Origin of the sequence: Shewanella basaltis, assembly GCF_023283885.1 — a bacterium.
Lineage (GTDB): Bacteria > Pseudomonadota > Gammaproteobacteria > Enterobacterales > Shewanellaceae > Shewanella > Shewanella basaltis.
On the sequence record NZ_JAKILA010000012.1, the window covers coordinates 52,164 to 70,074 of the forward strand.

Annotated in this window: 16 protein-coding genes, 1 pseudogene and 1 riboswitch; of the genes and pseudogenes, 16 read left to right on the plus strand and 1 reads right to left on the minus strand. The window is 42.8% G+C overall.

The features are described 5' to 3' along the window. Nucleotides 1-5 precede the first annotated feature (5 nt). The 3 genes from L2703_RS10315 to L2703_RS10325 all read left to right on the plus strand — a co-directional run bounded on the left by L2703_RS10315 (nucleotide 6) and on the right by L2703_RS10325 (nucleotide 4,661). A complete protein-coding gene (locus tag L2703_RS10315; protein WP_248971009.1) occupies nucleotides 6-1,472 on the plus strand; it encodes a NarK family nitrate/nitrite MFS transporter in 1,467 nt (488 codons plus the stop codon). A 157-nt stretch (nucleotides 1,473-1,629) separates the two neighbouring features. Further along, complete coding sequence (locus L2703_RS10320; protein WP_248971010.1) at nucleotides 1,630-3,417, plus strand: bifunctional protein-serine/threonine kinase/phosphatase; 1,788 nt, start codon at nucleotides 1,630-1,632, stop codon at nucleotides 3,415-3,417. A gap of 611 nt (nucleotides 3,418-4,028) precedes the next feature. Continuing rightward, nucleotides 4,029-4,661, plus strand: coding sequence for a LuxR C-terminal-related transcriptional regulator (locus tag L2703_RS10325; protein WP_248971011.1), 633 nt, complete (start codon nucleotides 4,029-4,031; stop codon nucleotides 4,659-4,661). Nucleotides 4,662-4,767: 106 nt separating this feature from the next. On the opposite strand, the gene L2703_RS10330 is transcribed toward L2703_RS10325, so the two are convergent. Then, nucleotides 4,768-6,525 carry a M61 family metallopeptidase gene (locus L2703_RS10330; RefSeq protein ID WP_248971012.1) on the minus strand — a complete coding sequence of 586 codons (1,758 nt, stop codon included), beginning with the start codon at nucleotides 6,523-6,525 and terminating at the stop codon, nucleotides 4,768-4,770. A 201-nt stretch (nucleotides 6,526-6,726) separates the two neighbouring features. On the opposite strand from L2703_RS10330, the gene hinT reads away from it, so the two are divergent. The 13 genes and pseudogenes from hinT to L2703_RS10395 all read left to right on the plus strand — a co-directional run bounded on the left by hinT (nucleotide 6,727) and on the right by L2703_RS10395 (nucleotide 17,898). Next, nucleotides 6,727-7,083, plus strand: coding sequence for a purine nucleoside phosphoramidase (hinT, locus tag L2703_RS10335; protein ID WP_248971013.1), 357 nt, complete (start codon nucleotides 6,727-6,729; stop codon nucleotides 7,081-7,083). Next, nucleotides 7,080-7,592, plus strand: coding sequence for a PaaI family thioesterase (locus L2703_RS10340; protein WP_248971014.1), 513 nt, complete (start codon nucleotides 7,080-7,082; stop codon nucleotides 7,590-7,592). Before hinT ends, L2703_RS10340 begins: the two co-directional genes overlap by 4 nt. Further along, nucleotides 7,585-8,052 carry a PaaI family thioesterase gene (locus L2703_RS10345; RefSeq protein WP_248971015.1) on the plus strand — a complete coding sequence of 156 codons (468 nt, stop codon included), beginning with the start codon at nucleotides 7,585-7,587 and terminating at the stop codon, nucleotides 8,050-8,052. The genes L2703_RS10340 and L2703_RS10345 overlap by 8 nt, the downstream gene beginning before the upstream one ends. A 36-nt stretch (nucleotides 8,053-8,088) precedes the next feature. Beyond that, entirely contained in the window at nucleotides 8,089-8,481 is a 393-nt protein-coding gene (locus L2703_RS10350; protein WP_248971016.1) for a YcfL family putative periplasmic lipoprotein, read from the plus strand. Nucleotides 8,482-8,627: 146 nt separating this feature from the next. Beyond that, nucleotides 8,628-8,733, plus strand: a riboswitch (TPP riboswitch). A 57-nt stretch (nucleotides 8,734-8,790) separates the two neighbouring features. Beyond that, nucleotides 8,791-10,992 carry a TonB-dependent receptor gene (locus tag L2703_RS10355; protein WP_248971017.1) on the plus strand — a complete coding sequence of 734 codons (2,202 nt, stop codon included), beginning with the start codon at nucleotides 8,791-8,793 and terminating at the stop codon, nucleotides 10,990-10,992. A gap of 188 nt (nucleotides 10,993-11,180) precedes the next feature. Next, nucleotides 11,181-11,441 carry a YkoF family thiamine/hydroxymethylpyrimidine-binding protein gene (locus L2703_RS10360; protein ID WP_248971018.1) on the plus strand — a complete coding sequence of 87 codons (261 nt, stop codon included), beginning with the start codon at nucleotides 11,181-11,183 and terminating at the stop codon, nucleotides 11,439-11,441. 5 nt (nucleotides 11,442-11,446) lie between these two features. Continuing rightward, nucleotides 11,447-12,124, plus strand: coding sequence for a nicotinamide riboside transporter PnuC (pnuC, locus tag L2703_RS10365; RefSeq protein ID WP_248971019.1), 678 nt, complete (start codon nucleotides 11,447-11,449; stop codon nucleotides 12,122-12,124). Nucleotides 12,125-12,159: 35 nt separating this feature from the next. Continuing rightward, the gene (locus L2703_RS10370) at nucleotides 12,160-13,182 is read left to right on the plus strand and encodes a phosphotransferase (protein WP_248971020.1); all 1,023 of its coding nucleotides are present in this window, start codon (nucleotides 12,160-12,162) and stop codon (nucleotides 13,180-13,182) included. Between the two features lie 41 nt (nucleotides 13,183-13,223). After that, nucleotides 13,224-14,069 carry a DUF6279 family lipoprotein gene (locus L2703_RS10375; RefSeq protein ID WP_248971021.1) on the plus strand — a complete coding sequence of 282 codons (846 nt, stop codon included), beginning with the start codon at nucleotides 13,224-13,226 and terminating at the stop codon, nucleotides 14,067-14,069. A 101-nt stretch (nucleotides 14,070-14,170) separates the two neighbouring features. Continuing rightward, nucleotides 14,171-14,764 carry an HvfX family Cu-binding RiPP maturation protein gene (locus tag L2703_RS10380; RefSeq protein ID WP_248971022.1) on the plus strand — a complete coding sequence of 198 codons (594 nt, stop codon included), beginning with the start codon at nucleotides 14,171-14,173 and terminating at the stop codon, nucleotides 14,762-14,764. A 101-nt stretch (nucleotides 14,765-14,865) separates the two neighbouring features. Next, the gene (locus L2703_RS10385) at nucleotides 14,866-15,414 is read left to right on the plus strand and encodes an NAD(P)H nitroreductase (protein WP_248971023.1); all 549 of its coding nucleotides are present in this window, start codon (nucleotides 14,866-14,868) and stop codon (nucleotides 15,412-15,414) included. A gap of 947 nt (nucleotides 15,415-16,361) precedes the next feature. Then, nucleotides 16,362-16,724 (plus strand): hypothetical protein, encoded by a 363-nt coding sequence (locus tag L2703_RS10390; RefSeq protein ID WP_248971024.1) that lies wholly within the window; start codon nucleotides 16,362-16,364, stop codon nucleotides 16,722-16,724. A 78-nt stretch (nucleotides 16,725-16,802) separates the two neighbouring features. Continuing rightward, a pseudogene (locus tag L2703_RS10395) lies at nucleotides 16,803-17,898 on the plus strand (transposase). The last annotated feature ends 13 nt before the right edge of the window (nucleotides 17,899-17,911 follow it).

A 17,911-nucleotide genomic window follows, 5' to 3' on the forward strand; every position in this document is an offset into this window, starting at 1 on the left:
TCACTATGAGTGCAGAAAAATTTAATCTGTTTTCATTTAGCGGCAAAATGAAAATTATGCATTTAAGCTGGATGGCTTTTTTTATCACTTTTGTCGTGTGGTTTAACGCCGCCCCGTTAGTGAGTGTGATTGCCGACAGTTTAGGCCTGACCACAGCACAAATTAAAACCCTATTGATTCTCAACGTGGCGCTAACCATTCCTGCTCGGATTATTATCGGCATGGTGACTGATAAATATGGCCCGCGGATCACCTATTCTGCTTTGTTGGGCATATGTTCTATTCCGTGTTTTATGTTCGCGGTTGCTGACAGCTTTGAACAATTAGCATTAGCGCGTTTTTTGATTGGCTTTATTGGTGCTGGTTTTGTGATTGGTATACGTATGGTCAGTGAATGGTTTCCGGCAAAAGAGTTAGGCACTGCTGAGGGCATTTACGGTGGTTGGGGTAACTTTGGCTCAGCTGCAGCAGCCTTTACCTTGCCTGCCGTCGCACTGGCATTTGGTGGTGCTGATGGCTGGCGCTATGCGATTGGTATTACGGGCTTAATGAGCTTGTTGTTTGCATTTGTGTATTATTTTAATGTCACCGACACACCAAAAGGCTCAACCTACTTTAAGCCAAAAAAAGGCGGCGGATTAGAAGTCACCAGCAAAAATGATTTGATTTTACTGCTGGTCATGAAAGTGCCAATGTATGCCACATTAGCCTTACTCGCCTGGAAGCTTTCGCCAGCGGGCGTCAGTATGTTTACCCAAGATGTGACAAATTTGATTTATGCAGGCTTGGTTGTTGTTTTTTTAGTCGACCTGTACCAAACCTATCAGGTCAATAAGCATTTGTTTTCTGTTGAAGTACCTGAGTTTGAACGTTATGAGTTCAAGCAGGTGGCCGTGTTAAACGTGTTGTATTTTACAACCTTTGGTTCAGAACTGGCGGTTGTGTCTATGTTGCCATTGTTTTTTGCCGAAACCTTTGCATTAGGTATGGCGCAAGCGGGTATGGTGGCCTCAAGTTACGCCTTCATGAATTTAATGTCTCGTCCTGGCGGTGGTTGGTTAAGTGACAAGTTTGGGCGTAAAACCACGTTATTAATTTTAACGGCAGGCTTGGCGATAGGGTATTTGTCTGTTGCGCAAATAGACTCAAGTTGGTCATTACCCCTTGCTGTCGTTGTTGTGATGGCATGTTCTTTCTTTGTTCAGGGCGGTGAAGGCGCCGTGTTTGCTGCTGTACCACTGATTAAACGTCGTTTAACAGGCCAAATAGCGGGCATGACAGGGGCTTATGGTAACGTTGGCGCGGTATTTTTCTTGACCGTATATTCGATGGTGTCTACGCAAACTTTCTTCTATGTTATTGCTGTGAGTGCAGTGTTTGGTTTTGTGACTTTATTTTTTATGAATGAACCTAAAGGTCATATTGCCGAAGTTAATGAAGATGGCGAAGTGACGTTAATTAGCGTGAGTTAACTAGAGGGCCTGTTGAACTTTTCTGGTTGAATTTTACTCGAGTTAAAAACCTGTCAATCGAGGCGAATGGATTGTTGCCTTGTAAAAATGGCCAACAATTTGCAGTAAAAACAACGTTGAAAGATTAACAGGCGCTTGCATTTATAACAGGAAATCTATGCCAGCTAAGTTGGATACACAGTTAAACCCGATAGTCGACGATGCATTGCCATTTGCTGCCAGTTTGCAATTGGCTGTTGGGCAAGCGTCAGACAAAGGGCATAAATCGCAAAATGAAGATGCGATAGGGATCCGTATTCCAAGTGGCGTGGCATTGATGACCAAAGGGATTGTGAGTGTTATCAGTGATGGTGTCAGTACGGCAGAGGGAGGAGCACAAGCTTCGGCTATTAGTGTGAGTAATTTTTTGGCTGATTATTATTCCACTCCAGAAAGTTGGAGCGTACAAACCTCAAGTGCCAAAGTGTTGTCGGCATTAAATCGCTGGTTATATGGTTTAGGTCAAGACTATCGCGATGCACGGCGAGGTTTTGTGTGTACCTTCAGCGCGTTGGTGTTTAAATCGTGTACCGTGCACATGTTACACGTGGGGGACTCACGTATTTATCGTTTTCGTCGTGGAGAGTTAACGCAATTAACCTATGACCACAGCACAAAAATCAATGCCTCACATCAGTATCTTACTCGCGCTTTAGGCATGGATGTGAAATTAGATGTCGATTATAAAGCCTTAACCCTTGAGCAAGATGATCTGTATTTACTGACCACTGACGGTATTCATGATCAATTTACTGAGTATGAATTGCTGAAAAAAATAACGCATTTTTACCAGCAGCATTCACAATTAAATGATGACTTATGTGAGCAGTTTTGTCAGTTACTCATAAAAAAAGCGCTTGCACTAGGCAGCAAAGACAATTTGAGTGCTCAATTATTGTGTGTCACTCAGTTACCCAAACAAGCAATAGATGATGTGTATCACAGTTTGTCTCAGCGACCATTTCCACCGCCGATGAGTGTCGCAATGAAACTTGATGGGTATCAAGTGACTCATATTATTCATCAATCGCAGCGCAGCCAGGTTTATCGAGTAGTTAACGAGCAAGGGCAAGCTTTTTGTATGAAAACCCCGTCAGTAAACTACATCGACGATGCGGCATACATAGAACGATTTATGCTAGAAAGTTGGATTGGGCAACGCATTAACAGTGCTCATGTTGTTAAAGTGGTTGAGCAACATAAAATAAAATCAGCATTGTATTACCTAACTGAATTTTTATCGGGAATGAGCCTTGCTCAATGGTTAAGCCAGCATAAAAAAGCCCCCGTTGAAGATGTGTTACAACTGGTAAAGCAAATTGAATTAGGCATTAGAGCATTTCATCGGCGTGAGACACTGCACCAAGATCTTAAACCAGACAATATTTTTATTACTCGCGAAGGCGTGGTGAAAATTATCGATTTTGGTTCTTGTTATATTAAAGGGGTGGCAGAAATTAGCAGTCCGTTAACCCGGGATAATATTTTAGGCACGGCGGATTACACCGCACCTGAAGTCATTTTGGGGTATCAAGCAGACAGTCGAGCTGATTTGTTTTCATTAGCAGTCATCGCCTATGAAATGTTGGCAGGTGAATTGCCTTTTAAAGGCAAGCTTGCAAAATGCAATACTCGACAAGCTTTTTCGCGTTTAGAGTATGTAAATGTTCATCACCTCAACCCTATGGTACCGACTTGGATAGACCAAGCACTTAAAAAAGCGTTGTCCATAGAACCCAATCTGCGCCAGGCTGATACCTGTGAGCTTATTCACCAATTAACGACCGCAAGTGCTAAGCAAGGCCCACAGCATTTTGTTCCCCTTATTAGCCGTAACCCGGTGAGGTTTTGGCAAATCACTTCAATCGTGTTGTTTTTAGCATTAATGACAAGCTTATTGATGTAATCGCGAAGGGTCTGTTGCTCTTTGCTGGGTGCATGTTGTTCCAGTTAAAAACCTGTCAACCAAGACGTTGGATGATACCTAATCGCCTAAGCAAACTCTTTATTTACAAAGTGGATTCAGTCAAGAGGAAAACGTTGTTAGCCAAGCGCTACGGGCAGCGTTTGTTATCCACTTTTACTGCGTTCTCGACTTTCTATGCACAATAACAACACCTCAACGTCTCTGCAGCGCAGTTGTAGATAGCAGTTGTATATGTGAGCAATGGCCAAGCATTTGCTGCAAAAACAAGCTTGAAAGATCAACAAGCACTAAAATGATCTACTATTAATACCATTGCGCGTGAGTAAATGATCTCTTCGCGAGAATTTAACAGGAAACAAGCATTACTGCATAGCGACACCTTATCAAAAACCGCTAAACGCATTCAAAGTGGTCACTTATGCATGCGCAATGGTATAGGTTATTAGTTTGTATTAATACTAAAGTGTTGGTTTGTTGTGGCCATTGCTCTTTTGGCTTATTTGCACCAGTAGCGTAGATTGATAATATTGACGTGTTTTATTATTGATTGGCATTGAAGTCGTTTAGTTAGTTCACATGGAGTGTTTGGGATGTTTAAAGTTGTAAATTGGATGATTGTTTCACGATCTCAATTACTAGTTGATTTACTTGATTGCCGTTGGCCTCAGGAGTTTTTAGTTAAGTTAACTAAAGCCCAACCAAACAATATGGCCAAAATGCTCATTGAAGATCCTATTTCTATCGTATTTTTTGACTTGTCGACGATTGATATTCAACAGGCATACCAATTACAACGCCTTATAGAACGTGAATATTGCGCCATTCATACTGTGTTTATTAATTTTCCTAAGCAGCTTGATACCCGCTTTCTTATTCACCCTGCGACTACTCTAGGGGTGTTTTACGCTGAAACCAGTTTGACCGATATTAGCCTTGGATTGAATGACATCATGAAAGGGCGCAGCGTCATGCCGCCAGAGCTATTAGATTCGATGATGAATGATGATAACGAGGCTGAAAGTGATCAACTCACTATTCGTGAACGCGAAGTGTTACATGCGTTACTGTCTGGTAGTACCAATCTTGATATTGCCAATCAATTGTTTGTGAGTGAATCGACGATTAAAACTCATTTGTACCGAGCATTTAGAAAGATAGGCGTTTCCAGTAGAGGCCAAGCGATTGCTTGGGCACAAACTCATATGCACGAGGTTAGAGTATAAATCGGCTAATGTTTGCAGGTATTGACAAAAATGGGTATCAGTTGATACCCATTTTTGTGTCTGTTTGCCGTGGTTATTCAATAAACCACGGCGAATTAACCTAACGTTAATTCAACCACAGTGCCGTTTTACTGGTGTCGCTAATGGTTAATGAAACAGTGTCGGCTTCTGCTTCACAAATCGGTAATTGCCCTTGCATAAGCTCGTCACGTCTAAACCAATGTAGATTGAGTTTTTGTCCTAGGTTGTAGCTTTGCAGTTGTTGTTCAAACTGCGCATTCACCTGTAAATTATCTGCGGCAATCAGTAAATCTCCCGCGCTTAATCCCGCTTGATGTGCAGGGCTGTTTTGGCTAACCGTTAACACTTTTAACCCCAAGGATTCAGGTTTTGTTTTTGCACCAAAGGCAATTTTATAGCCTTTAGCCTCTCCACCACCTAGATCATTGGCTCCTTCACTTGATCGCACAGTCATGTTTACGCCGACCTGTTCAAGTAAGCTGCTTAATGGCAAGTCTTGGGTGTTGTCTAAATAAGCAAAAATATCATCGCAGGGGCGATTTAGCAGGTTTTCAACAATCTGTTGGTGACTCATGTTATGAGTGCCAATGTCTTGCAGGCCATATTGTTGCCATAACGCGCGCATCACGTCATCAAGGCTGTGCTTGCCCTGGGTTTCTATACGTATGGTTAAGTCTAGGTACAAGGCAAACAGTGCACCTTTGGTGTAATAGCTGACAATGGCATTCGCGGCATTTTCATCTTGTTTATAAAACTTAGTCCAAGCATTAAAACTTGACTGTTTTAAGGTTTGTTTAAAGCGCCCCTCGCCGCGATACACACGCGTCATGATTTGGCTCAGCAGAGTTAAATAGCCTTTTTCATCAATACATTTTGACTTAAAGGTAATTAAATCATCGTAGTACGAGGTAATCCCCTCATAAGCCCATAACTGCTCCGTGTACGACTCTTTTGATAAATCAAATGGGGTAAACTCGGCTGGTTTAATGCGTTTGACGTTCCATGAATGGAAGTATTCGTGGCTGCAAAGTGACAAATAGGTGCGATAGCCTTTATCAACCGGCGCATCGAGCGACAATGGGAGGTCAGTGCGCGAACACATTAACGCCGTTGAGGCTTTGTGTTCTAACCCGCCAAAACCGTTATCTAAAACCGTGGTCATAAACACATAACGCTCAAACGGTGCTGGTGTGCCAAATAAGTTAATTTGATATTCGCAAATGGCGGTTAAATCCTTAGCCAGGCGAGCCATATTGGCGCGGTGTTTACCACTGAGTACGATGTCATGTGGCACGCCTGCGGCGTAAAATGTTTCAATGCTCAGCTCGCCCATTTCAACGGGATGATCGATTAAGTCGTCGTAGTTTGGGGCGTTAAAATCGCCAAAGCCAAATGGCTCACCTGCGGTTCTGTGCATGCTGGTGGCTAATGTCCAGTGGCTTAACTCGGCTAAAGCGGGTTTGGCAATGGTCACTTGGTGCGGTTGTGACTCAAGCCCTTTGGCGGCTAAAAACACGCTACTGCCATTAAAGAAACCGTGGTTGGTATCAAGGTGGGCGGTACGTACCGATAAATCCCAGGCATATATTTGATAGCATAATACGACATGGCTACCCTGGTTATTTAGCTGCCAGGTTTGCTTGTCCAGTTGGGTGACCGTTAACGCTTGCTGATTTTCTTTGGCGTCGATTTCGATAATGTTTTTCGCAAAGTCACGGATCATGTAGCTGCCAGGTAACCAAGCCGGTAAATAAAAAATGTGTGATGGTGAGGCTTGGGTAACGGTGAGGGTGACTTCAAATAAGTGGGCTTTAGGATCGATCGCATGGATATGATAATGCATAAAGAATTCCAAATAGTAGGGACGTAGCAATCAAAAGGATTGAGCTATAATCGACAATGCTGCCAAAAATGACTCAGTTAAGCAAACGAATCCCATTTTCTGCAAAAGATAGCTGATTAATTGCGTTTTTTCTGGAGTCGGAGATCAAAGGCTTGATACTATATCATTCACAAAATGCTGTTATTCATTAAGGATCCTAAAATGGCCGAAGAAACCATATTCAGTAAAATCATTCGTCGTGAAATTCCAGCCGATATCTTATATCAAGATGAACTTGTCACTGCATTTCGTGATATTGCTCCACAAGCGCCAACGCACATACTGATTATTCCTAACCATTTAATTGCGACGGCAAATGATGTCAAAGCATCAGATGAAAAAGCATTAGGCCGTATGATGACTGTTGCGGCTAAATTAGCTGATGAAGCAGGCATTGCAGACGATGGTTATCGGTTAATTATGAATTGCAATAAACACGGCGGCCAAGAGGTTTACCATATTCATTTGCACCTTGTAGGCGGTAAGCCTTTAGGCCCTATGTTGAGCCGCGACTCATGAAAATAAACAGTGATTTTTTCCCATTAACTGAAGTGGCCACTCGTTTTGTTAACCAATTAGCTCAGTGTCGCCGCCTAGGGTTAAGTGTTAAAGAAGCCAGTGAGCATCACGTACTCATTGAGCTGCCTTACAGCCAAAATATTATTGGTTACCCCGACACGGGGGTGATCCATGGCGGGGTGATTACCACCCTAATAGACACGGCTTGTGGCACTGCGGTGGTTTGTGCCATTTTAAAAAAATATCAATCGCTTGAGTTATCACCCACATTAGATTTACGAGTCGATTACATGAAGCCTGCTGAGCCGCACAAGCCGGTCTATGCCTTTGCCGAGTGTTATCGGTTATCGTCAAGTGTCGCCTTTACCCGTGCGATTGCTTATCAAGACAGTATCGACGAGCCTATTGCCCATGCCGTTGGCTCGTTTATGCGTATTAGCCCTGAAATGGTTGGCGAAGCGTTTCGTCAGGCGTTAATGGGAAACTTGCCGGAGAGTCAGCATGACTGAGCAAACAACCCCAGTAGCATCAAGTGAGTTGGATGTTCAAGATGTGGTAAAACGTGCCATTGAGTTAAATGACTACAGTTATTTACTCGAAAAAGTGCCGTATTCACAATTTATAGGCATGTCGGTTGCCCGTTTTGGCGACGAGATGGTGTTTAAGTTGCCAGCAAAAGATGACAATATCGGTAATCCGATTTTGCCGGCAATTCATGGCGGCGTGATTGCTGGTTTTATGGAAATGTCGGCCATTGTGCAATTAATGGTGTTCATGCAAGCCAAAAAGGTGCCTAAAATCGTCGATTTTTCAATTGACTATTTACGTGCTGGGTTACATCAAGACAGCTTTGCAGAATGTAAAATTACTCGCCAGGGGCGTCGTGTGGCCAATGTCAGTATCAATTGCTGGCAAACAAATCGTAAGCAATTAATTGCCACCGCGAGGGCGCATTTTTTGTTAGATTAATAACCCAATACCGCCAGTAACATTTAAGGAAAGATTATGAAACTTGCATCACTTTTTGTACTCGCATCAGCATTGTTACTCGGTGCTTGCGCCCACAATACTGCGGGTATTGCCGTTGACTCTAACGGACAGGTAAGGGTAGACAGCTCATCATTTGCAAGTGACATTAATGTAACGGATATTAGCTCAATGATGGTGGCTGACTTAGTTAAAGCGTCGGCGCTCATTCAGAGTAAATCGAGCTCAGACTTACGGGTACAATACAAATTTACCTGGTTTGACGCCAACGGCGACACCATTGAAGATGAAGCTACAAGTTGGAAGTCGGTTAAATTACATGGCATGCAACAACGGCAAGTCAGCGCGGTTGCACCAAATACTCAAGCCACTGGTTTTGAAATATACGTGCGCGAAACCTATTCTCATTAAGATTTTGTCGCCCTTTTAGACGATGCGTTATATGGCTCATTTGCAAGTACTCGCTCATTAATAAAGCCCAGGTGTTGGCAAAATGAGTTTTGTGTTATCAAATTGTATGACGGATCGTGTAATCATTTTTTAGATAGTTTATACTCGTGGCCGCCAAGGGGTGTTCAGCAATACTGAACTGAGATGTCTTAAGACGAACCCTTAGAACCTGATCCGGCTTATACCGGCGTAGGAATGGGCCACACTATCTATAAGTGCACCTCTTATTCGCTACTCTTGCCGGATCTCAAAATCACTATTTGAGGTCCTATGTTCACGAAAAAATCTATCGGGTTATCCCACTCGCCAATTGCTTTAGCGGTTATCGCAGCATTCAGTTCACCTATCGTTATGGCTAAAACTGCAGATGTTGAGCGCGTGACGCCAGAATATGAAAAAATGGAAGTCATCGTTGTTAACGCTGACTTTAGTAATATCAGCCTAGATAAAATGCCATCAAGCGTTACGGTAATTGATGCACAGCAATTAGAAGATGAAGGTGCACAGCATTTTGAAGATGTGCTGAACTCCATCGCTAACTTTAACTGGTCTGGTGGTAGTTCACGGCCTAAATATTTCCAAATTCGTGGTGTTGGTGAACAAGAGCAATACCAGGGTGCACCCAATTCATCAGTTGGTTTTGTGGTCGATGATATTGACTTGTCAGGGCTTGGCATGGTGTCGAGCATGTATGACATGCAGCAAGTTGAAGTGCTGCGTGGACCACAAGGGACCCAATATGGCGCTAATGCATTAGCTGGGTTAATTTACCTAAAAAGTAATGACCCAACCGAGTCATTTGAGCACGGCGCCAAAGTGAGTGTAGGTGACGATGATTTGCGTACTTTTTCTGGCTTTAGTTCAGGGCCATTAAATGACTCAGGTAAATTACTGTACCGGGTGTCTGTAGAGCAACATAATCAAAATGGTTACCGTGATAATTTATACTTAAACCGCGACGACACCAACGAGCGTGACGAGCTAAGCGCTCGCGCTAAATTACGTTGGTATGCCACAGACGACTTGCAAATTGATTTGACCTTATTACATGCCAATTTTGATAACGGCTATGACGCCTGGACACTCGACAATAACACCAGTAATACCTTAACGGATAAACCCGGCATGGATGCACAAGAAACCACAGGTGCAGGGCTTAAATTTATTTACACTGGTGCAAGCGCATTTGACTTTACCTCGCTCTCATCTATTGCCAAAACCGATCACCGCCACGCGTATGATGGTGACTGGGCAAATCCAGATTACTGGGCAAGCAAACAATGCACCGCCTATGACGATGATTACAATGTTATCGGCAGCGAACCCTGTGTGTACGACTACATCTGGGATAAAAAAGGCGATAGGCAAACGCTCACCCAGGAGTTTCGTTTATCGTCTAAAGAGGCGGGGCGAATTTTTGCAGGCAGCACAGATTGGTTAGTGGGCGTATACACCATGAACCTCAACGAAGATAACGACTTATATTCTGAATACAACACATGGCCTGATGAAGTGTTGCAATCTAGCTACGAAGCCACCAATTATGCGGTGTTTGCTCAATTAGACACTCACCTTGGCCAAGATTATTTATTGTCTAGCGGTTTACGTATAGAGCGTCGTGACAGCGAGTACCGCGACAGTAATAATGATAATTTTGACCCGTCAGAAAACATGTGGGGCGGTCATATTGCACTTTCTAAAGCCATTAGTCGCAACCATAACGCATACGCTCGCATAGCCCGCGGCTATAAAGCGGGTGGCTTTAACATGACGTTGCCCACTGAATTAGCCAACAAAAAAGAGTTTGATACCGAGATTTTATATAACTATGAAATGGGTATGAAATCCACATGGTTAGATGGCAAGGTTGACTCTACCTTAGCAATATTCTTTATGGACCGCGACGATCAGCAGGTTGCTGCGTCTTTACAAGATCCCGACAACCCTCAACGATTTGTGCTATTTACCGAAAATGCCGGTAGTTCGCAAAATTACGGCGCAGAGTTAGATGCTAAATGGTACTTAACCGAAAACATCGAGTTTTATGGTAGCGTCGGTTGGCTTGAGACTGAATATGGCCAATATGAATACAGTGACAAGTACGGCTCGATTATTGACTTGTCTGGTCGTGATCTTGCCCATTCACCTCAATTTACCTACAGTGCCGGTATGACTTATGTCGCCGATTCGGGCTGGTTTGCTAATATTAATGCCAGTGGCAAAAGCGATTTTTATTACTCAGACAGCAACGAGTCAACATCAGACGCTTACACCATTTATAACGCACGCCTAGGTTATGAAACCGCAACCTGGTCTGCCTATTTATGGGGCCGTAATTTATTTGATAAAGAATACGGTGTGCGCGGTTTCTATTTTGGCAATGAGCCAGATTTAGATTGGGCCGACAAACAGTACATTCGCTATGGCGATCCACGTCAAGTGGGTGTGACATTCGACTATAAATTTATGTAACGACTCTCAACTCGGATAATAAAGGCAACGACACACTTAGTTGCCTTGCTAAATCCTAATATTCATCCGAGTTGATGCTGTTAATGCTACTGGCAAAAGGCAGTTAAGATTTGCCCTTTTACCAGAACACATTAACAGCACCATAGATTATGGCATCCTAGGTGCTGCAACTTTTAAGGATATTCGTAATGAAATTAACGGCAGAAATCAGTATGTATCCACTACACGAAAACTATCTTGATCCCATTAAGTGGTTTATTGATCGTGTTGACCGTTATGACAATATTGAACGTGTTACCAATGCCATGGCCACACAAGTGTGTGGCGAGTACAGCGATGTGATGTCAATGTTAGCCACCGAAATGCAAGCCGCACATGAAAAGTGGGGCAAAGCCGTATTTGTGTGTAAGTTTATTGGCGGCGAACTTAACCTAAGCCATAGCGAATAACCGCCATGAATGAAGTGATGTTAGCCATTCAACAAGCGTTTACCGAGGCGTCGGTGATGACATTTTGGGAAGCTATCGCGGTCATGCTTGCGCTGGCTTACCTAATTTTGGCAATGCGCACTAATATTTGGTGTTGGTCGGCTGCTTTTTTAAGCACCGCAATTTATACCATATTGTTTTGGAATGTATCGCTACTCATGGAGTCGGTACTCAATATTTATTATATGGGGATGGCCGTTTATGGTTATTGGTTGTGGCTGCAGGTACCGCCGGAGCAGCAATCGCAGCAACATGACGTCAGCTCTCAGCTGAGTATCACCAGTTGGACATGGCATACCCACGCCATTTTGATTACTGTCACTGCGTTGGTGTCAGTTGCGGTGGGTTACGCTATGGCAACTTACACTTCTGCAGCCTTTCCCTATATTGATGCGGCAACCACCTGTTTTGCGGTTGTGACCACCTATTTAGTGGCAAAAAAAGTGCTCGAGAATTGGCTGTATTGGGTGATCATTGACTTGGTTTCCATTTACCTTTACTTCCAAAAAGGGCTTATGTTGACCTCTGGGTTGTTTATTTTATACGTGGCAATGGCGGTGGCTGGTTATCTAATGTGGCGTAAAAAATATCAACATAATGTTGTAGATCAAGATAAGATTTCTCAGCAAATAATTAGTGTATAATCGCCACATTATCATACTGTTAATGCGGTAAAACTATGTCTTCACCCTTTCTCAATTTGCCCTTATCGTTAACTAATGCGTTGCAGCAGGCTATGCCTGCTGCACTGTATCAAACCTTATTAACACAATGCACCGCAGTTACCTTATTAAATCAGGGATTAAGTAATCAAAATTACCTATTGTCTTGCGTTGCTGGGGATAAAGTTCTTAGGGTTAACCATCATAATGATTGGTGCGATAGGGCGCTTGAGGTTGAGTGTTGGCGCTGTGCAATAGCAGCCAATATAGCGCCTAAGCTCGAATGGGTAAGTCAAGACAAACAATTTTATCTAAGTGATTTTATTGACCAACCACAAGGCGAGTGGGGCCTGCTTGCATCAATGTTTGGTCACTTAACCGCTCGGTCACCTTTAGCAGCAACACATATCAATGCAGATAAAGTCTCTTTGTTAGTGCATTTGTTTACCTCACTGAGTCAGTTACCCGTGCCGTCTAAAACTATTACTATAACCGAGCAGTGGCAGCAATATGCCAAGCAATTGCATGGTTTAAGTCATCAACAACATTCGGCGAGCTGGCAACAAGGTTGGCAAACATTGCAAAATATGAATGTTCGTATTAGGCATTGGTTATCACAATTAGAGTCGTGTGTGCTTTTACCTATTTTTTGTCATCGCGATTTGAGCCCGCATAACCTACTATTGCATACTCAACCCCATTGCGAAGGTGATGCACAAGCTAAACTGTATTGTATTGATTACGAATATGCTGTTGCAAGTCACCCATTATTTGATTTGGCCAGTGCAATAGCGACTCATCAACTAACGCAGCAACAAGTCGATACATTAACTCACAAGGTGATTGTGCAATATTGCCAAAGCGCGAGTCTAACAGATGTGGCGGCCGCAAAAGCGGCAATGCCTGCCGCGATTAACTGTTTTTGGTTATTTTCAGCTATGTGGGCATTGCTTATGGCCGCGACAGCGCCAGATGAGGACACATTAACCATGTCTAAATACATTAAGTTTTACAATCAATACTTGGCTTTGATCCATTAATCGACGTATAGATAAGTTCACTTAATTTTGAGGGATCAATCGTGACCAAAAAACTGCTGTTATTACTGTGCTGTACCATTTTCTTTGTTGGTTGTTCAACCAAGGTGAGTTATTTTTTTCTTGATTGGGCCATAGAGTGGGAAGTTGAAGAATACGTTGATTTAAACCGTGATCAGCAAAACAAGTTTGATCAAGTGGTTGAACGGTTTTTAGTATGGCATCGGCAGGAAGAGCTACCCCGTTATCGTGACCAGTTGAGCCTATTATCAACCCAGGCCAATGACTTTTCATTAACGCCTGAATTGTGGCAACAACAAGTGACTATGGCCAAAGCGCACTGGTATCGTATTTTTAACTTTGTCATGCCAGATCTGTTGCCCATTATTGCCAGTTTTGATGATAAGCAAGTACAACAAGTGTTAGCTCAATTAAAAAAAGAACAAAAAGAGCTCATTGAAGAATACGCCGGTAAAGACCAAGCTGAGTTAATAAAAGACTCAGATAAACGCATCGAAAAACAATTAACAGAATGGACTGGCAGTGTGAGCGATGCGCAAAAACACATCATTCATCAAGCAAACACAGAGCGGCTAGCCACATTGGATATGTGGCTTGAATATCGTCATGAATGGTTAAGGCAATTTGAGCAAGCCTTGTTACGCCGACACGAGGCCGATTACTTCTCGGCACAAATGACCCGTTTGCTTACCGCGCCAGATGAGCTCAAATCGTCAATTTACCGAGACAATGTTGACATAAATACCCACAAATTTGGCGTAATGTTAATTGCCTTAAACCAAACCTTTAGTGATAAACAGCGTAAACATTTTAATGATAAATTAACTCAATTAGTCAACGACTTAACTGAGCTGCATTTAGATAAATAACCTTACAAGTACAGCTTGTTCTATATTAAGCTGTGTAAATTGAAACTTTTTGCCGCCAGAGCAGGTCTTTTTATTGACTACACATTGAGGACTTATTATTTATGCAAAGGTTAATCCGGTTATATCAAACATTTTTACAAGGGCTTACACATTCAGAAGGCCTTGCTGCTTTAGCGTTAAGGCTTTATCTGGCGCCGGTATTAATGCAAGCCGGATATAATAAGTTGTCTCATTTTGACGACACAGCTGCCTGGTTTGGTAACCCAGATTGGGGCTTGGGCTTACCTATGCCTGAGCTGATGACGGCATTGGCCGCTGGCACCGAGCTGTTTGGTGGGGCACTATTATTAATTGGTCTTGCGACAAGATTAGTGGCTTTACCTATGATGATCACCATGCTGGTGGCTGCGTTTGCGGTGCATTTACCTAATGGATGGCTTGCTATTGCAGACGCCAGCTCATGGCTTGCTAACGAAAACGTGATGGCATCTGCAGAAAAGTTAGCCGCGGCAAAATCTATATTACAACAACATGGTAATTACGAATGGTTGACCAGCTCAGGCAATTTTGTGATTTTAAATAACGGTATCGAATTTGCCATAACTTACTTATTTATGTTGCTAGCATTACTGGTGATTGGCGGTGGTCGCTATACCAGTGTTGACTATTTTATTAGCCGTCGCTTATTAAAGTAGTGTTGTTCACTCGGTAGATGAAACCCATTTAATTAATCCCACCAAATTGGTGGGATTTTTGTTAATATCATCTGCAAAATATTTCTTGAAAGGATTGCATCTTGGACGCTAAACAACTGTTATTGACTCGCCAATCAACACCCCGTCTTGTGGCCCCAGCGCCTAACGATGAACAATTGACCTTTTTACTCGACGCCGCAGCCAGAGTACCCGATCATGGTGCCTTAACACCGTGGGAATTTATTATTGCCGTTGACGATGGCCTAGCTAAGTTAGCTGACATTTTTGTTGCAGCGGCAAAAGCACAAGGAGCCGATGACGCCATGATAACCAAGGCCGGCAACATGCCGTATCGTGCTCCCATGGTCATAACCGTTGTTGCCAAAACACAACAGCATGACAAAGTGCCAGCCATAGAACAGCATATCGCAGCCGGTTGCGCCACTATGGCCATGCAACAAGCCGCATTTGCAATAGGGTTAGGTGCAGTTTGGCGCAGTGGTGATTTCGCCTTCAACGCCGATGTCAATAACGCATTAGGGTTAGCCGCAGACGATCAAATTGTGGGCTTTTTATATGTCGGCACCCCAGCTGTCGTCGCACCCATAAAACCGCTTAAAAGTGGCCAACAATTTGCGCGTTATTTGTAAGCAATGTAAGGTCATTACCGCTCGACGTTAGGAGCCTTGGCCATCTTCATGTTGATGGCCTGCGGCCAATAACGTCGTGGCGCTTCGTCTCGGTTCAAACAGCATCTTAACTGGCTATAAATGTCGAGTAGATATCCTGTTGCGGCTAGGTCTCCCACTTTTACGCAGTTATAAATCCTTTGTGTAAAAAAGCCAGTCTTGGTCTCGTTATGTCATCACCAAAATTCTCGCTTTTATCCCAAGAACAAACTTAGTTTATTGAATTGGTTTATTTTTGTTCGAAAGTCATCTTTACATAAAAAGACCCAATCGTTCTCGGTTATTAAAATTCTCGGTTTTACCTAGCCAAAAGGGTGATTGATTCATGAAGGGTAAACTGATAAGTTGCTAAAATTATTAATAATTAAAGTCGTATGGATGTAGGGTTTTGTTGAACACCTCAGGATGTTTATCTGGATTCTCGCTAATACGCTTTATACATCCTAGGGACGTGGTTGTGCTAATTCGAGCGATAAATAGTCAAAGAAAATTAAAACCTTACTTTTACTCGCAGTCTGCAAAGATTGGTGGCGTTGGTTGTCTGGTTGGGTTTTCGGTTGCATACCCATTGTTCTTTGTCATAGCTTCAAGCTTTGGGGTTCAGTCAGATGTACCAATTCGTAGCTATGATGGTGGTACAGTATTGATGATGTTCACTGTGTGTTTATTAGTTCTTTGCTTTTTTTATATGTATTTTGTGCTCTATTTGCTTTCATTTTCTATGGCATAAAATTCAAAAAAGGACATATCGATAAGCAAGAACTTATCAATATCGCTTTTAAAGGCATCTATCCAAAGCGATGGCAGCGCGGACTTTAATTCGGATGTATAACAATGCCATATGGGACGCAAAATGCTTGGCAGCGCTCCTTCGTCGCAAAGTATAGCCAAGCATTATCGCGCCCCATATGGCGGCGTTGGCAACGGAAATTATGCGTAAGAATCTAATTAAGTCGATCATTTCAGGTTCAATTTTAGGAATAGCCATTGGGCTATCAAGTATTAATACTTCTATTGTAGGCTTAATTTTTTCTCTTTTTCTTTGTGCCTTATTTGGTTTATTTACTGTTCTTCATTTTACTAATAAAGCTAATCTTTATTCCTTGGTAGTCACTGTGACATCCAGTTTTTATATCTGCTTTAGTTACGGTATTGATGATGGTTTAATTTATACAGCAGGTGTTGCTATAGTTTATTGCATTATTTCTGTGCAGTTAATTCAAGCTGGTATAAATGCATCTAGTAAACTACTTAATAAAGAGGCTGAATAACATGGCCACCCATTCAAGCTGGCTAAATATTCAACACTGAACTAGGCTTTATTTACCCTTTCCAAATGGTACTTGAAGATGGCCAGACCAAGACAGACAATCGTTAGCCTGGAAGATACGCCTGCTCTTGTAAATAGAAAGTTATCACTGCTGTTCTCGTGTGGTGCGTAAGGCATTTCTTGTGCGGAATTGATAATTCAACAGGTGAGAACTTTGAGCATCGACGCGAGTGGGTCGATTCACGCATTCTTGAATTAGCGACCATCTTTGCTATTGATATTTGTGCTTATGCATTCTTTGTAATGAACAGGGAGTAACCACTTGCATGTGGTGTTAAAAGTCGATGCTGACAAAGCGAAGCAGTGGTCAGATAAAGAAGTGCTCATTCAATGGCACAAGGGCTTTAAAGGTACGTTACTCACGCACAAGTACCTTAAAGAGGAAGACCTTAACTCATTTGAGCTACAAACGGTTAATGAGTGCATTACCGAATACCGTAAACGCTTAATTGATATCAGTTGGTTTATGCGCTCACTCAGTGAGCCCATCGCCAGAATGGCCAACAAAGAAGATAAGTGCACTGGTCGTTTCTATTCGCTGCCATCCATGGCGCTCACCCTTCGGGCCAGCTAAAGCTGTTCAAATTGATTCCCAATAAATTTGTGGGAAGGCAGGTTTAAATCCCAGGCACTACTCGATGAAGCTGCAGTATTAGCCTGTATGGCCTATGTAGATTACTCTTTATTTAATAGAAAGTCCTATCCGCGCCAAGATGGCCACAACCCCTGAAACCTCAGATTACACCAGTATTCAGCGCCGAATAAATTCAGCGATAAAAGGCGAGCAACCACGAGAGCTGTTACCGTTTGTGGGAAATGAAAGACTCAATATTCCTAACGGACTCATGTTCAGCGTAAAAGATTACATTGTACTGGTTGAAGATACCGGTCGAATTATTCGAGAAGATAAGCGTGGTGCCATTAGCTCAAGCAGTCAGGACATACTGAATAGGCTAAACATCCCCGCAGAGAATTGGCTTAAAATCACTACAGAGTTTGGTGCATTATTTAAAGGTGCAGTCGGAGCATTACCTGCCTTAACTGAATACTGTGAGCATTTAGAGCGAAAACGACGACAAGGCGCGGCAAATTGTCAGCGTTGGCTGTGCGCGTAAGTCATCATCCCCA

Coding starts and splice junctions, on each gene's coding strand:
- hinT (WP_248971013.1), top strand. CDS start 6,727: ATGGCCGAAGAAACCATATTCAGTAAAATCATTCGTCGTGAAATTCCA.
- L2703_RS10360 (WP_248971018.1), top strand. CDS start 11,181: ATGAAATTAACGGCAGAAATCAGTATGTATCCACTACACGAAAACTAT.
- L2703_RS10330 (WP_248971012.1), bottom strand. CDS start 6,525: ATGCATTATCATATCCATGCGATCGATCCTAAAGCCCACTTATTTGAA.
- L2703_RS10380 (WP_248971022.1), top strand. CDS start 14,171: ATGCAAAGGTTAATCCGGTTATATCAAACATTTTTACAAGGGCTTACA.
- L2703_RS10325 (WP_248971011.1), top strand. CDS start 4,029: ATGTTTAAAGTTGTAAATTGGATGATTGTTTCACGATCTCAATTACTA.
- L2703_RS10350 (WP_248971016.1), top strand. CDS start 8,089: ATGAAACTTGCATCACTTTTTGTACTCGCATCAGCATTGTTACTCGGT.
- pnuC (WP_248971019.1), top strand. CDS start 11,447: ATGAATGAAGTGATGTTAGCCATTCAACAAGCGTTTACCGAGGCGTCG.
- L2703_RS10345 (WP_248971015.1), top strand. CDS start 7,585: ATGACTGAGCAAACAACCCCAGTAGCATCAAGTGAGTTGGATGTTCAA.
- L2703_RS10340 (WP_248971014.1), top strand. CDS start 7,080: ATGAAAATAAACAGTGATTTTTTCCCATTAACTGAAGTGGCCACTCGT.
- L2703_RS10370 (WP_248971020.1), top strand. CDS start 12,160: ATGTCTTCACCCTTTCTCAATTTGCCCTTATCGTTAACTAATGCGTTG.
- L2703_RS10320 (WP_248971010.1), top strand. CDS start 1,630: ATGCCAGCTAAGTTGGATACACAGTTAAACCCGATAGTCGACGATGCA.
- L2703_RS10390 (WP_248971024.1), top strand. CDS start 16,362: ATGGCGGCGTTGGCAACGGAAATTATGCGTAAGAATCTAATTAAGTCG.
- L2703_RS10315 (WP_248971009.1), top strand. CDS start 6: ATGAGTGCAGAAAAATTTAATCTGTTTTCATTTAGCGGCAAAATGAAA.
- L2703_RS10355 (WP_248971017.1), top strand. CDS start 8,791: ATGTTCACGAAAAAATCTATCGGGTTATCCCACTCGCCAATTGCTTTA.